The organism is Janibacter limosus, assembly GCF_004295485.1.
In the GTDB taxonomy this organism is placed as follows: domain Bacteria; phylum Actinomycetota; class Actinomycetes; order Actinomycetales; family Dermatophilaceae; genus Janibacter; species Janibacter limosus_A.
Window position 1 is genome coordinate 1,379,739 of the sequence record NZ_CP036164.1, and the last position, 14,926, is coordinate 1,394,664.

Annotated in this window: 11 protein-coding genes; 3 read left to right on the top strand and 8 right to left on the bottom strand. The window is 65.7% G+C overall.

Annotated features, from left to right (window positions below):
* Positions 1 to 70 precede the first annotated feature (70 nt).
* The 8 genes from EXU32_RS06630 to EXU32_RS06670 form a co-directional block, all read right to left on the bottom strand.
* Positions 71 to 1,036, bottom strand: coding sequence for a ParB N-terminal domain-containing protein (locus EXU32_RS06630; protein ID WP_130629182.1), 966 nt, complete (start codon positions 1,034 to 1,036; stop codon positions 71 to 73).
* Positions 1,033 to 1,923, bottom strand: coding sequence for a hypothetical protein (locus EXU32_RS06635; RefSeq protein ID WP_130629183.1), 891 nt, complete (start codon positions 1,921 to 1,923; stop codon positions 1,033 to 1,035). Before EXU32_RS06635 ends, EXU32_RS06630 begins: the two co-directional genes overlap by 4 nt.
* Positions 1,924 to 2,450: 527 nt before the next feature.
* Positions 2,451 to 3,200: a DUF2637 domain-containing protein gene (locus tag EXU32_RS06645; RefSeq protein ID WP_130629185.1), complete on the bottom strand. Its 750-nt coding sequence runs from the start codon at positions 3,198 to 3,200 to the stop codon at positions 2,451 to 2,453.
* Positions 3,200 to 4,144, bottom strand: coding sequence for a bifunctional DNA primase/polymerase (locus tag EXU32_RS06650; protein ID WP_130629186.1), 945 nt, complete (start codon positions 4,142 to 4,144; stop codon positions 3,200 to 3,202). The genes EXU32_RS06645 and EXU32_RS06650 overlap by 1 nt, the downstream gene beginning before the upstream one ends.
* On the bottom strand, positions 4,144 to 5,250 hold the full coding sequence (locus tag EXU32_RS06655; RefSeq protein WP_130629187.1) for an ArdC-like ssDNA-binding domain-containing protein: 1,107 nt from the start codon (positions 5,248 to 5,250) through the stop codon (positions 4,144 to 4,146). Before EXU32_RS06655 ends, EXU32_RS06650 begins: the two co-directional genes overlap by 1 nt.
* 235 nt (positions 5,251 to 5,485) lie before the next feature.
* A complete protein-coding gene (locus EXU32_RS06660) occupies positions 5,486 to 6,370 on the bottom strand; it encodes a helix-turn-helix transcriptional regulator (RefSeq protein WP_165399734.1) in 885 nt (294 codons plus the stop codon).
* A 52-nt stretch (positions 6,371 to 6,422) separates the two neighbouring features.
* Positions 6,423 to 7,691, bottom strand: a complete 1,269-nt coding sequence (locus tag EXU32_RS06665) for an MFS transporter (protein WP_130629189.1) — start codon at positions 7,689 to 7,691, stop codon at positions 6,423 to 6,425.
* Positions 7,688 to 9,343, bottom strand: coding sequence for an ABC-F family ATP-binding cassette domain-containing protein (locus EXU32_RS06670; protein ID WP_130629190.1), 1,656 nt, complete (start codon positions 9,341 to 9,343; stop codon positions 7,688 to 7,690). Before EXU32_RS06670 ends, EXU32_RS06665 begins: the two co-directional genes overlap by 4 nt.
* 532 nt (positions 9,344 to 9,875) lie before the next feature.
* Here EXU32_RS06670 and EXU32_RS06675 point away from each other — a divergent pair.
* The 3 genes from EXU32_RS06675 (at position 9,876) to EXU32_RS06685 (ending at position 14,865) form a co-directional block, all read left to right on the top strand.
* Complete coding sequence (locus tag EXU32_RS06675) at positions 9,876 to 10,754, top strand: hypothetical protein (protein ID WP_130629191.1); 879 nt, start codon at positions 9,876 to 9,878, stop codon at positions 10,752 to 10,754.
* Positions 10,755 to 10,809: 55 nt separating this feature from the next.
* Positions 10,810 to 14,349, top strand: a complete 3,540-nt coding sequence (mobF, locus tag EXU32_RS06680; protein WP_130631089.1) for a MobF family relaxase — start codon at positions 10,810 to 10,812, stop codon at positions 14,347 to 14,349.
* Between the two features lie 153 nt (positions 14,350 to 14,502).
* On the top strand, positions 14,503 to 14,865 hold the full coding sequence (locus EXU32_RS06685; protein ID WP_130629192.1) for a sulfate permease: 363 nt from the start codon (positions 14,503 to 14,505) through the stop codon (positions 14,863 to 14,865).
* Positions 14,866 to 14,926: the final 61 nt, after the last annotated feature.

Sequence of the window (14,926 nt, forward strand, 5' to 3'; positions counted from 1 at the left end):
CGGACCCATTGGCGCGGAGTAGTCAGAGGGCGCGCAGGTGACCGCGGACGGGCGCGAGGTCGCTGCTGGTCTATCGGTCGTGGGCGGCACGTAGCTCGTCCGCGAACCGGCCAGTCCCGGCGACGGTGGCCAGGAAGGACTCAATCTGTTCGTCGCTGAGTTCGGCGGCGAGTTGATCGGCGTCGTAGTGGGTCCACCAGTCGACCAGTTCGCCCCAGGTGAGCATGAACGCCCGCACCGGATACCGCACTGGCTCACCACCTGCATCGGAGGACGGGATGGGGCGGGTTGTGCGTTTCTTCGTCTTGCTGTTCTTAGCCCGGGTGAGCGCGTCGGAGGCGAGCTGGTGCAGGTCAGTCTCACGCTGATCTTGAGCGGTGGTCGCGGTGGCGCGGACCGATTCGTAAATGGGATGGACCGGCGCGCCGGCATCGATGCGTGCCAACTCAGCGGTGACGTGCGCGCGGAGTTCGGTCGGTTGGGCGGGGTCGGCGGCGATCTGTTCCAGATAGCCGATCTTGTCGAGGGTCTTGTAGGAGGCGCCGCCCGGGATCATCGCCGCGGCCTGCTCGCGGGTCTTCCCGCGCGAGCGGGGTGACGGTGGTGGAAAATTTCCACCACCGCCAGCTCCCGGCTGGTGGTCGCTGCTGAACATCGTTGCTGCTTGTCGCCGTTCGGCGTCTTCGGCCATCAGGGTTTTCAGCTCGCGGTAGAGGGCGGCGGCCTCGGTCTGCGTCAGTGGCTTGTGCAGCGCGTTGTCGTCCTGCTCGGCCAGGAGATATCCGAGGCGATCGGAGATCCCTGAGCGGACCCACACGTTGACTTTCTTACACCCGAGACGTGTGATCGCCGCCAGCCGGCGTGCACCGCACACCAGCACCCCGTCGGGCGTGATCGTGATGGGTTGCAGGAGCCCGTCGCGCTCAATGGACGCAGCGAGTTCGTCAATGTCGCCCAGCTCGGTGCGGTGCCGGCGTCCGACCCGGATCGAGGCGACCGTCCGCTCCAGCTCGATGAATCCCGATGGCGCACTCACCGCGACCCACCTCCGCCAGGTTGGCGAGGTGCGGCGAGAGAGACAGTGAGGACGAGGTCGTCATCACGCAGCAGCACCGCGACGGGCTCGCCGATCAGCAGCCGTAGCAGCACGCCCCGCCCGGCAGCAGTCGCGGCGTAGGCAGGGTGGGGATTGCCCAGTACAGCTTTCAATAGGGCAGTCCAGGATGTGCGAGGGATGTCGAGCAGGGCGCGGGCGTGCTTGTCGCGTCGCAGGGCCTCGTAGGTGGCTTGTCGGGTGCCAGCCCTGGTCAGTGCCCCGCAGACGTGTTCGATCCCGGCTCGCGCGGTCGTCGGCGGCCAGTCCAGCAGGGTGAAGAACGCGATGGCATCCTCTGCCGCAGCGGAGGCCGAGGTGGACACCTCCGCCGAGGGCTCGTCGTCATCTTGGCTCTTGCCGTCGCCTGTTGGCGTGGGATCGGTGACGTGGAACGCGGGGTCGTAGTCGATCAGGGGATTGTCGCGGTCGCTGAAGCGTTCCGGGTCGTGGAATGCCGACACGTGCGGGCGTCGTGCCTGATGGACCGAGCACAGCAAGCCTTGGGCGCGTTCCTCGAAGATGCAGGTGATCCGCACCGCATGAGTGATTACCGCCCACGGGTCGACCGCGGTCCGGGCGGCCTGAGTGCGCATCACATCGAACGCCGCGGACGCGGCTTCCCACGGGTCCAACCCGTGCTTGCGCGCTAAGGGCGCGTACTTCTCGGCTACGAACACCATCAGCTCCGCTGCCGTTGGGTCGCGTTGCCATCCGCCCGGCTCCGATTCGTGGAGTCGGCGCAGCAGGACCCGTAGGCCTTCGCTGGTTGTGTAGTCCTCGACGCTCTCGGTGGGGCGCTCGGTCGTGGTGTGCGTGTTCTCGGTCATGGTCAGGGCACCTCCTGACACATAGGTGCGCACGCGCCCCCAGCAGACGTCATCGGCGACATGTCGGTGCTGGGGGCGCGCATTGTCAGCTCACCTCAGCCCGATCCCCGAACGCGTCACCCACGACTGTGACCCGCCCGAACGCCCGAAGTCCGACACCGGCGGTAAACGCCGTGCCCGCTCGGCCTCGACGGTTTGTGCGGTGTCTATCCCGCGTCTGCCCGCACGGACGGCCTGACCCGGGAGGCTACGGGTGCGGCGGGCCAGCTCGACCTCGAAATCGACACCCCGACCCGCCAACGCGGCACTGTGCCGGGCCATCAAGTCGGTAGGCCGCACCCACTCCACACCCCGCACACGGCTGACGGACGCTCCTGCCGGCGATGTGTCGCTGTCCGGACGGCTCACTCTTGCGGCCTGCACAGCCTCCGGGGTTTCTGTCCTATCGGCACGCTCCGATGAGGCGGGCGTCGTATCCGGTTCGGGCGCGTGTTGATGGCGTTCGTGTGGCTGGGCGGGATGGCTGATCATGAGTTCTCTGCCTCCTCGACGTTGGCATCTTCGGTGTCGTCGGGAAGGTGCGCGCTGGCGAACCACCGGCCCACGGTCGAGGGATGTACCTGGAGCTCGCGGGCGATCTTCTTGTTAGACCACCCCCGGCCATGTAGCTCCCGGGCGTGGTCGCGCCGATCCGCGCCCGCGGCAGCAGCCGCGCGTAGCGGTGCTTCCTCAACAGCGAGGATTCGTCTCAAGAGCGTGCTCCCAATGCGCGGCGGCGGTGCGGCGAGGTTTCGTTGCGCGTTCGTGGTGCCTGAGACGTCCGGCGTCTCCTCAGCGGTTGACGGCTCCCCAGCGGTGGGGAGGGGGCGGGTGAGGATGACGGTCAGATGGGTGATCGCCAGCAGCACAACCGGCGGGACTGCCGCCACACTCGCGGCCAACACACCTGGGACATCGGCGTCGGCGGCGACGACGGCGTGGATCGCGTTCGCGGTCACAGACACGACGGCCCCGCCTATCAGCAGTGCCCACGAGTACCAGGCCGACCGCCGTCCGGCCAGAGCGACGACGGCGACCGTGGCGACCACGATCATCCCGTCCACGATCAGCGGCCAAGCCCATGCTTGTTCTTCGCCAATCCCGGACCGGGCGGCAAGGTCCGCCAACGCCGTGAAGCTGAGCCAGAACGCCCCCGCAGCGATGAACACCGTCCCGGCCACAGCCGTCACTACCGCCCAACGGCGGCCCGCCTGCTCGGCGAGAATGGAGGTGGCCATCACAGGACCCGCGTATTCGACGGGCCCGAAGCAGCAGGGTCCCTGACAAACCAGGTGCCTGCCTCTGGCGGTGCCGACGCTTGCACGGAGGACGCGGACGCGTCCCTGTCGGGGTGAGCGGCACGGTAGGCAGAACGGATGGTCGCGATGATCTCCTGTTCACCCAAACCCGCATCCGAAGCAGCGGCGCCCAGTACGTCGAGGGCATCGGAGGTTGGTAGGCCGTTCTCCGCAAGCCGGCACGCGGCCCAGAACAGGCTGCGGTTCCGCTCACCCTCCGCGCGTCCAGCGACCCATCTCGCCAACCGTGACACATCCGCACCTTGCCGCTGAGCTGTATTCATCGGCTCGCGAACTGTGGGGCGCGGGTCGAGGAAATCTCGCAACCGATCCGAGTCGAGCACCGAGGACGTTCCGGCCTCGACCCGCCGCGCCCGATAACCGACAACGTTGCCGGCGATGGACATCCGTGAGGGTGGGACGACGATGTATCCGCCGTCGCCACGGAAGTCGATCCCCGCGCGCGCCGCCTGCCAGGACCGTTGCACCTGACCAGGCGTTGATCGGTAGTAGGCGTGCATCCCACCCGACGGCGTGGATACCAGGAGCTGCCACCCGTCCAGCAGATCCGCTCGATGGGCGCGCGAGAAACCACGGAACCCATCGACAGGGCCATGGACATCGACATCCACCACGACCATGCCCGAGGGTGCACCGGTCGGGACGCCGATGTTCGCCCCAGGAGACCGGGTCCACCATGCGGCGACTCGGTCGGCGTCGGTCGTGGCGTCGTGGAAGCCGTGCTCGGTCAGCGGTCGTTTCCCGCCCGGTATGCACGGGAACACCGGTACTCCCACGCGGGCCAGCTCTTCGGCGGCAGCAGGCAACGACTGCGGGCCGGATGCTCGCGTCAGCGCACGGGCGAACACGTCTGGGAAGACCATCACAGGCCTCTCTCTCGCGCCGTTGCGGTCGCTACGGTCGTGACCCGCGCGCCAGCGTCAAGTAGCAACGCTGCGCGTTCGGGCGCTAACCGTTCGGTATCGGACTGGTTTCGTTGCGGTGTCTCACGTTCCAAGCCCGGCGGGGTGCCGTCGCCGAGCTGGGCGGTATCGAGCTGGTCGAGGATTCCCATCGCGGTCTTGCGAACCCGCTCACCGGTGGTCTTGACGATCTCGACCGGCTCCTTGCCGTCGACCCTGGCCGCCCAGGTCGACACGTACGGAATCGTGTAACCAGAAGTGTCCATGCCGTGGGCGGCGCCGATCATCAGCGCGACCGACTCTGCCTCGACCTCTCCGATGCCACGGTGCTGGCGAGCGTTCTCGGCATCAGAGCCGTGCATGAGCACATGACCGAGTTCGTGAGCGAGAGTCTTCACCTGCGCGGCCGGGTCCATGTTTTCTCGCACCGCCACCGTCTTCGCGGTGTAGTCCGTCACCCCGTTGGCGCCTTGGATCATCCCCTCGTGTGGGACCCGAAGCACCTCAAACCCGCGCTCCTCGACCAGGGCTGCCAGTCCGCCCCATAGACCGGCGGGTGCCTCGCCTTCTAGAAGCCGTGGTGAGGGCGGTTCCGGAATTGGGTCCCCAGCCGTCTGCGCGACATCCCACACGTAGGCAGGGCGCGCGGCGATCATCTTCGACCGCACGACCTCGCCCGGCCTCGGCCTCTCGCCCTTCTCAAGCCGACGCCATGAATCGGAGGCAGCAGGATTTGACGAGGCGAAGCGTCCCGTTACCGGGGCGAAGATCATGTATCCCGACTGGCCCTTCTCCACCTGACGGCCCAAACCCTGCCACTGTCGATACCCCGCCACGTACGACGGCATCGGGTCGGGCACCCGGCCCGCCTCATACGCGGCCTCATGCTGTGCCCAGATCAGCAGCGTGTTAGAAAAGGATCGCGCCCGAAATCGTGCCGCGAACGCGAGCGCCCGCGCCCAGTCATCACCGGCGACGAGCTGTTCCACAGCACCGGTCAGGCGCTCATGCAGCTCGTCGAGCTTCGCCTCTCGCCCCTCCTGAGATTGCTCCCGCGTTCTGGCCATGGCCTGGTCTCCTCCCGATACCCTGAGCACCGGGCCGATCGGGCTCGGTGACGATCAGGTACGCCGGGACCACCAGCAATGAGAGACGGACAGCGAAACAAGCGATGTGACCGTCGGGCGCGGCGGTGAACCCAACGAGTCTTATCTGGACTACCAGTCGAGCGGCTACCTCCGGGCGGAGGCGCGGGCGAGATGCGGATACTCGTACCTCACATGCGCAGATGTGTATCACTGCTCACTCTCTGAATTTTTCCCGACTGAGCTGCCGGTATCGAACCGGTGTTACTCCGACGGCCTCGCGGAAGATTCGGGAGGCATGGCCTCGGCTTAGCCAGCCGACCTCACGCATCGCGGCTTCGACAGGTACGGCGGTCTCCCGTAGCAGTCGCGCCAGGTTCTCGGCGCGCACTGTCGATAGGTAGGTCATTGGCGTCTTGCCGTAGGCATCCACGAAGACACGTCCGAGTTGCGACGGCGACAAGTGCACGGCAGATGCGAGGTCTTGAAGAGTCCACCGCTCGTCGTGCCGGTCGCGAAGCAATTCCAGCGCCTGCCGAGCTTCAGCGCGCAACGGCGCGAACTGACGAAGCGACGGGGGACCGGGCCGGCGACAGGTCTTCCGCTGGCTCGGCGTGCGGCGCACCGAGGTGGTTTTCACATACGGAATGGTCACGTCGAGCACCGCGAAAAGCAGGGCTTGCATCCGGAAGAACCGATCCGATGATGCACCGCCGATGCTGAGCGCCACCAACTCGTCCAACAACGGCATGAGCATCCCTGCGCGGTTCTCGCCAAGGTGCAAAATCTGGGCGGGCTCGGAGTACAGCTCGTCAGTGAGATCCTGCGCGTCGAGCCGGTCCGCAAGCAGCGCGGCGTGTTGCCAGAACACTTGGTCGACGATGTAGTCGCGATCTAGGTACAGGGTGGTGACGGTGATCGACCCCTCAGGGTCGCTTCCGCACAGAGTATTTGCCGCGAGGGCCACGACATCGCCCACCTTGACTGGTTTCTCGCCGAATTCACTGAACAGAATCGCGGAGCCATCGCGAACAAAGATCAACTTCACGCAGTCGTAGGCGACGGGCGCGATGGAGGCATGGATCGTTCGGCTTCGAGCCATTAACGGCTCGAAGCCGACCTCCCGAGTCGTTTCGTGAGACACCGGTCGCTGTTCAGTGAGCGTCCAGGGGGTGCCGTACCTCGCTTTCTCGCATGCGCCCAGCCATCAGCGCGATGAGTGCCAGAACTGGTGGGATGACTCCTGCGATCACGAAGATCGTGGGGATGGGTACGAGGAGCGAAAGGGGGCCGGCTATAGCGATCGAGACCGGCATGAACGCGATCGAGACGAAGAAGTCGAGGCTCGCGACTCGGCCGATCATGTCGAGCGGCACGAGTCGCTGAAGCAGCGTCCCCCAGACAACGACCCCGGCTCCCGTCGTTGCGCCGACGATGAACAGCGCTCCGAGCATCAGGATCAGGTTGTTGGCGACGCCGATAACCACGAGAGGAAGCGTGCCCCCGCCCCAGCAGACGATCATGAACGTGAGGTAGCGACGCGGGAGTTTCAGCGACGACACGACGAGCGAGCCGACCGCCCCGCCGATCCCGTATGCAGCGAGGAGGAATCCGAAAGTCGCTTCGGCGTCCTCGAATCGGTCGCGGGTAAGGAAGGGCAGGAGCACCTCGATCGGACCCTGGATGATGAGCGCGAGTGAGGAACCGAAAATCAGCGTCCAGAGCAGCCAGCGCGTGCGCGACACGTAACTTACTCCCGCACGGAGGTCTCCCCAGATGCTCGCACGCTCCTCGGGCGATGTGCCGCGAACTGGTTCGTCGCGGTGGCTGAGGAACAGAGTGATGACGAATGCAACCAAGTACGAGCCCGCGACGATTGCCGCCCCGATGGCAGGGAAGAAAAGACCGACGACGATTCCACCGAGAGCGGGGCCGAGCCCTTGACCCATCGATGGGCGTAGTGCGCCCTCGAGTCCATTCGCAGCAAGGAGTTGTTCTGCCGGAAGTACCTCTGGCAAGTACGCGCTGTACGCCGGGTAGAAAAACGCGCTTCCGGCGCCCATCGCGAACGAGGCAACGCCGACGTGCCACAGCTCGATCGTTCCGGAGAGCGATAGAACGGCCACCATACCCATAACGACGGCGGTGCTGCCCTGAACGGTGATGATGATTCGGCGTTTAGAGAATCTATCCGCGACCACGCCGCCGAGAATCGAGAATGCGAACAGGCCGAGACTCATGCCTGTTGCGACCGCGGAGAGCGCAAGAGGACTGTCATCAAGCGCGAGCACTTGAAAGACCATGACGATCGTCCACATACCCGTTCCGAAAACCTCGATGCCCACCGCAGCGAACAGAAGGCGGTAGTCCCGAGTCGCCAGAGGCCGCAAGGCGCGCATTCGGTCGAACTTCTTCTCGCTCATACGAGTGCCTCGCGATCGACCGATGCCGTCAGTTGAAGACTCGGCCAATCCTCCACGTCACGGAGAAGCTGCCGATCATGCGTCGAGAGAACGACGGCCGCCTGAGTTGCGCCGAGAGCCTCGGTGAGTTCATCAACGAGCGCAATGGAGAGGTGATTGGTGGGTTCATCCAACAGCAGCACGTGGGGTCGCGTCGCGAGCACGAGGGCCAGATCAAGTCGGCGCTGTTGCCCCATCGACAGCTCTCCCACGCGCTTGCCCGCCTCACGCGGCCGCAGGAGACCGAGTTGTGAGAGGCCGATGGCTTCCGAGGATTCCATGACGCCTGCGGCGATGAGTTCGCCGACGTGCGCGGCGTATAGCTCGCTGACCCTACGGTCCTCTGGCAGGGCGGTTTCCTGGCGGAGATTGCCCAGCCGCGTTCCACGAGGACGCCGGGCAGTCCCGGTGTCCGGACTCAGATCGCCAGCGGCGATGCTGAGCAGCGTCGACTTACCGGCACCGTTCGGTCCGGTCACCACGAGGCGGCCCCGGTGTGAGAGCGAGAACGAAACCGGCTCGGTCAACCGCCCTGCGACACTGACGTTGTCGACATCAATGAGGACGGCCCCGGTCCTTGTCGGAAGGTCGGGGAACCGGAAGAGCTGCGGTGGTTCGGGGACCGTGACGGCGTGAGCTTCGAGGACTTCCTGGCGCCGGTGCACGTTCTGCACGAGCCCGCCGGCGCGGGTTGCGCGGCCGTGCTTGTTGGTGCCCTTTTCCGGACGCCATCCCGACACGAGCCTGTTCTGTGCGGCGCTGAGGCTCTCCTGTAGACGGGCGTGCTCGGCTTGCTGGCGCTCGTAATCCTGCTCCCACCGGACGCGTTCGGCTTGGCGCCCCTCCCTGTATCCGGAGTAACCGCTGCCGTAGATGCGCGGGCGATCATCCAGTGTCGGGTCAAGATCGACAACGGTGTCCGCAATATCGGACAGTAGGGCTCGATCGTGGCTGACAACGACCACACCGCCCCTGCGACTTCGGAGCTGCGCCGTCAAGAAATCGAGTCCGCTGCGATCAATGTGGTTGGTGGGCTCGTCGAGTAGGAGGAAGTCATGGTCCGCGCCTAAGAGGCAAGCCAAGCGGACCCGATACCTCTGCCCCACAGATAGATCAGCGAGCAACCTAGTCTTGTCGGTCTCCGCATCGAGGGCTTCGAGCGCTATCTGCACGCGCCGCTCGGCATCCCAGGCATCGAGCGCCTCGGCGAGTTCCAACGAGGCGGCGTAATCCTCTGCGGCTCCATCTATTCCGTTGGCAAGCGCGCGAGCGGCTGCATCGAATGTTGCCAACGCCGCGAGCGGTTCGGCGATTGAGTCCGCCACAGCCTGGCCAACGGTTCTCTCGTCGGCAGCTGTCATCTCCTGTTCGGCGAGACCAAGAGTGCCAATGCGTTGCACAGTTCCGCTATCGGGCGGCAAGGTGCCGGCCAGGACGTGCAGGAGGGTGGACTTTCCGCGCCCGTTCTCTCCCACGATCGCGACTCGGGATGAGGGCGTGACGACGAGGTTGACGTAATTGAGCACAGACATCGTGCCCCTCATCACAGAGACGTCGGAGGCAGTGAGCTGCGCGCGATGGCGCGCCGGATGACGGTTGGTAGGGGTGAGCATTCGAATCCTTCGATACGACGCACCCGAAGCCGAGAGGCAAACGGGTACGCAAATGACGGCGACCCTAGGAAGGGTCAGAACGAACGGCCGCCGCGGGCTCGGAGTTACTCAACGAGCGCGGTGGGCCTACTCAGCCGTCACAGGAAGTACAAATGCATCTGTCCACTGTACAGGACAAGGCTGAACTCTCGCCAGGGCCGTTCCGCTCGCGCCGAAGCACCCGCGGTCTCGGGCAGCCGGTCTCGCTGTCTGAAGCGGCTTCGCGCCCAGAGCTGCCACGCCTCTTGCAGGTCGAGGAGCGGCACCCGTGCCGGAGAATGGGTGCATGCCTGAATCTTGTGCTTTCTGCGGGTCGGTGGGGCCCCTGACCCGCGAGCACGTTTTCGGTCAGTGGGTGAGCAGGACTGTCTTGGATCTCGCTCCAATGCGTCATCACGCGGGCCCGTTGAATGCTCTGCCGCGCGACATGGGGGAGCAGCCCCCATTCCGGCAAACGGTGAAGAGCTTCTGCGCCTCGTGTAACAACGGGTGGATGAGCAACCTCGAAGCGGTCGCGCAGCGAGTCTTGACCCCGTTGATCCTTGACGAGCCCGGGACGATCGCGCTGGAAGATCAAGCGGCGATCGCAACGTGGGTGCAGAAGACCGCGCTGACAGCGATGCTCCTTTCAAGCAAGGAGCAGCGGGAGAACGGCTACGGGCTCGCCCCGTCGGAGTACAGAGCGCTCTACGAGCGCCGCGAGCTGGTGCAACCGCTGGATTTCAGCCAGTTCTGGGTCGGCCGATTCGAGGGAGTCAAGGGATTCTCGGCTGTACGCGTCACGCCGCTGACGGTTCGCATCCCAGACTTTCCCGAGCCGCCGCTGCCTCAGGGCTACGCGATGACGATCGTCCTTGGAGCGCTCCTCCTGCACGGCGTGCGGTTCACCACCCCAGGTCTTCAGGCGGACACGACGACGGAGCTGGGGATGCCACCGTTGTGGCCATCGGAAACGTCAGTGATGTGGCCAGCGGGGCAGACGTGCACGGAGAAGTCTCTGCTCGCTCTCGCGGATGGGGGGACGTTGCGCGCAACGGGTGGGGAGGTGCGACTGCAACCCTGGTCCCACGCAGCTCACCTCCCGCAGAGCGCCTTCGAGAACGGTGCAATCAAAGTCCCCGCGCTGTGCCGCAAGCACGACATCTACTACCCCGCGGCGCTATTGCAAGAAGCGCACCAGGGGCGGTTCTACGCATTCATGACTTCGTGCGAGTGCAGCGCCTATCTCATCCATACGGACTCTGACCGCATCCGCTTCCGAGCCGCGGGCGAACCGGAAGGCATCGCGGCCATGTACGCGGACATGGTTGGCGACGAGTTCCTCATCGAGGACCAGATCGGGGAGTTCGCCTGCAAAAGATTGCCCGCCTGAGGCGACCGACAGCGCCAAGCGCGGGGAGGCGCACCTGCTGCATGTGACGGTCTCGATGCGAGTGATATCCGCAGGTGACGGCTACAAGTACCTGCTGCGTACGGTAGCCGCCGCAGACGGCGACAGGTCGTTCTCGACGCCCTTGACTCGCTACTACGCCGAGGCGGGAACCCCGCCAGGCCAATGGCTCGGGTCGGGTGTCGCGTCCCTCGGGAGCGGCCAGCTCGCGGTGGGTGGTCGAGTGTCCGAGGCGCAGCTCCAGCTCCTCATGGGGATGGGCCGTGACCCGATCACCGGAGATCCACTCGGGTTAGCGTTCCCGGCCTACAAATCCGCCTCAGAGCGGATCGAGGCACGGATCGCAGACCTCGACCCAACAATGTCTCCCGGTGCGATGGGAGATGCGGTCGCGCAAATCCAGGCCGAGGAGACCGAGCGCGGGACGCGACGGGCGGTGGCCGGGTTCGACTTCACCTTCTCGATTCCGAAATCTGCATCCGTGTTGTGGGCGGTCGCAGATGCAGGGACGCAGGCGTTGATAGGGGAGGCGCACCATGGGGCAGTTGCGGAGGTAGTTGCATTCATGGAACGCGAGGTTGCAGCCACTCGCACTGGCGCAACCGCCGGCGACGGAGCCGTTGCGCAAGTCGATGTCACAGGCCTGATCGCGACGGCCTTCGACCACTTCGACTCCCGTGCTGGTGATCCCCACCTGCACACTCACGTCGTCATCTCTAACAAGGTCCAGACCGCTCTCGATGGGAAGTGGCGGAGCTTGGATGGGCGGCCGATGCACGCCGCCGTCGTCGCGCTATCCGAGTTGCACGAGGCCGTTTTCGCCGACCACATGACCCGCACTTTCGGTGTCGAGTGGGAAGCCCGTGACAGGGGTCGTGACCGCAGTCCCGCGTGGGCGATCAGTGGCGTGCCGGAAGAGTTGGTGGCCGAGTTCTCGACTCGTGCCCGGCACATTGATTCCGAGACCGACCGCCTCATCGCCGACTACGTGAGCAAACACGGTCGCCGGCCACCCCCGGCGACGATCCTGAAGCTGCGCGCCCAAGCAACCCTTTCCACGCGGCCCGACAAGGAGGTCCGATCGTTGGCTGACCTCGCTACCGAATGGCGATCGCGCGCCACCGACGTTCTCGGTCGGGACGCCACCACCTGGGCACGCAACCTCACGAACAACAACGGCTCGCTCCTGCTGCGCGCCGACGATGTGCCGCTGGAGATCATCGAAGGACTCGGTACTGCGGTGGTTGAGATTGTCGGCGAAAAGCGGTCGACCTGGCGGCGATGGAATCTGATGGCTGAGGCCTCGCGGCAGACGATGCACTGGCGTTTCGTATCCATGCGGGATCGAGAAGCGATCGTCGGGATGATTGCTGACGCTGCCGAACAGGCGTCGCTGCGGCTGACCCCACCGGACCTTGCCACCAGTCCGGCGGCATTGCGTCGTGTCGACGGAACCAGCGTGTTCCGGCCCAAGCACTCGACCGTGTTCTCCTCCGAGCTATTACTTGCCGCCGAAGACCGACTGCTCGACCGCTCTCGCACGCTGACGGCACCCACGGTCTCGGTGGGCTCCGTCGAGAAAGTCACCTCCCGGCCCGACGCCGAGGATCGGATGCTGAGTGAGGACCAGGCCGACGCGCTCATGAAGATTGCCGTCTCTGGCCGGGTGCTCGACGTACTGGTCGGCCCCGCCGGCGCGGGCAAGACGACCGCCATGAATGCCCTGCGCCGCGCGTGGGAAGTCGAGCACGGGAGAGGGTCCGTGGTCGGACTCGCGCCGTCCGCGGTGGCCGCGCAAGTGCTGGCCGACGATCTCGGCATCCAGACCGAGAACACGGCGAAATGGTGGCACAACCACCTCGTGCACGGGACCTCGTTCGACGCAGGCCAGCTCGTCGTCATCGACGAGGCGTCGCTGGCCGGCACCCTGTCTTTAGATCGAATCACGCGCCTGGCGGAGCGGGCCGGAGCAAAGGTGCTGCTGGTCGGCGATTTCGCCCAGCTCCAGTCCGTAGACGCAGGCGGCGCGTTCAATCTCCTGGTAGCCGACCGGAACGATGCGCCGGAGCTGGTTGACGTCCACCGCTTCACGAACGCGTGGGAGAAGACAGCATCACTCGCATTACGGCACGGACGCACGGCAGTGATCGGCACCTACCTCGACCACGACCGCATCCGAGGCGGTGAGGCCGATCTGATGACCGATGCCGCTTACTCGGCATGGCGAGCTGACAGAGATTTAGGACTTGCATCGGTGCTGGTCGCGGAGACCCGCGACCAGGCGACCGCGCTCAATACCCGCGTCCGCGCAGACCTCGTTCTCGACGGCACCTTGATGCCAGGCGCAGAAGTCGAACTCGCTGACGGGACGATGGCCGGCGCGGGGGACACGATCATCACCCGCCGAAACAACCGTCGACTCCGCAACGGCAAGGACTGGGTCCGTAACGGCGACGCCTGGGCCATCAAGGACGTCCGCGACGACGGCTCGGTCACCATCCGCCGAACTGGACGCCGCTTCGGCGGGGCGATCGTCCTTCCGGCTGCGTACGTGGCCGAGCACGTTGACCTCGGCTACGCCGTCACGGCCCATCGTGCACAGGGCATCACCACCGATACCGCACACGTCCTGGTGGAGCCGACCACGACGAGGGAGAACTTCTACGTCTCGATGACCCGCGGTAGGCGCTCCAACCACGCCTACGTGGTCCTCGACAGAGCCGACGACGACCACGCCGCCCCGCACCCGGGCGACAACCCCGACGCCACAGCACATTCCGTCCTCTACGGCGTCCTGCAACACGTCGGTGCCGAGCTGTCCGCGAACGAGACCATCACCAACGAACACGAACAGTGGGGCTCGGTCGCCCAGCTTGCCGCGGAGTACGAGACCATCGCGGCGGCCGCTCAGCGCGACCGCTGGGCGGCTCTCATCCGCGACTCTGGTCTTACCGAAGATCAGGCAAGCGCCGCTGTCGACTCCGATGCGTTCGGGGCTCTGACTGCCGAGCTACGTCGGGCCGAGGCAAACCATCACGACCTCGACCGCTTGCTCCCGCGTCTCGTGGCCGCGCGGGGATTCAGTGACGCCGACGACATCAGCTCGGTCCTCCACCACCGGGCAGCGCGGGCAACCGCACGCCCGGCACGCTCCGGCCGCGTACGCGAGGTACTGCGGCTAATCGCAGGACTTGTCCCCGCTGCGAGCGGTCCCATGGCCGACGACATGCGTCAAGCACTCGACGAACGACGCGACCTGATCGAAAAACGAGCCGATGCCGTGCTCGACAGCGCCCTCAGCGAGGGAGCCGCATGGACGAAAGCTCTCGGCTCGCCACCTCGCCCGCAGGCGAAGCGACACGCCTGGCTCAGGAATGCCCGCATCGTGGCCGCCTACCGCGACCGATATGGCATCACCGACGACACTCCTCTCGGCCCCACCCCGGTGGCGACCGCGCAGAAGATCGATGCCGCCCGTGCGAAGGCGGCGCTCGACGGGGCGCGTAGTGTCACGGTCGCCACGGAAGAGGCGCCGGGGCCGCCACGTGGACGGGAGCCGCTGGGCCGCTGGTTATGATCGGTGGCCCTTCCCTGTGTCGCCGCGAGGTCGTATCGTGGATGACGAGGCGGCCTCTATATTGGCGCTGTCGCTGGTCGCGACAGTATGACTTCCCCGGCAACGGGCGGTCCTTTCAGGTTCTTGTCGCCGAACCCCTGGAGAGGACTGTCCATGTTCCGACTCATCTGGGCCCTCAGCGTCCGCACCCGGTACTTCCTGCGCCGCTACATGCCCACCAACATCCTGCTCGACGCAATCCGCAATAGGCGCGGCCTGCGATGGGGAGTCCCAGCGATGGCGCTGGCGATCCCGTACCTGTACGCCGCGAGCATCTGCGCGCAGCTCGCAGAGAACGGCGGTCCCGGGTGGCTGCACCTCTTGGTGCTTCTGTTCATCTGGAACGCGCTCAAGATGGCCTGGATCGGGCCGGTGTCGGTCTTCGAACTCCTCAGAGTTCGGATCGTGAAGCGACGCGAAAACCACAGCCGGCTGCCTGAGCCCGGATCCACCGTCCGGGTTCTCGTGACGGCGTGATTCACGATTTTCGGGTGGTCGCGTGTGAGGGCGTGAGGTAGTCGCCGGTCTGTCCGGCTCT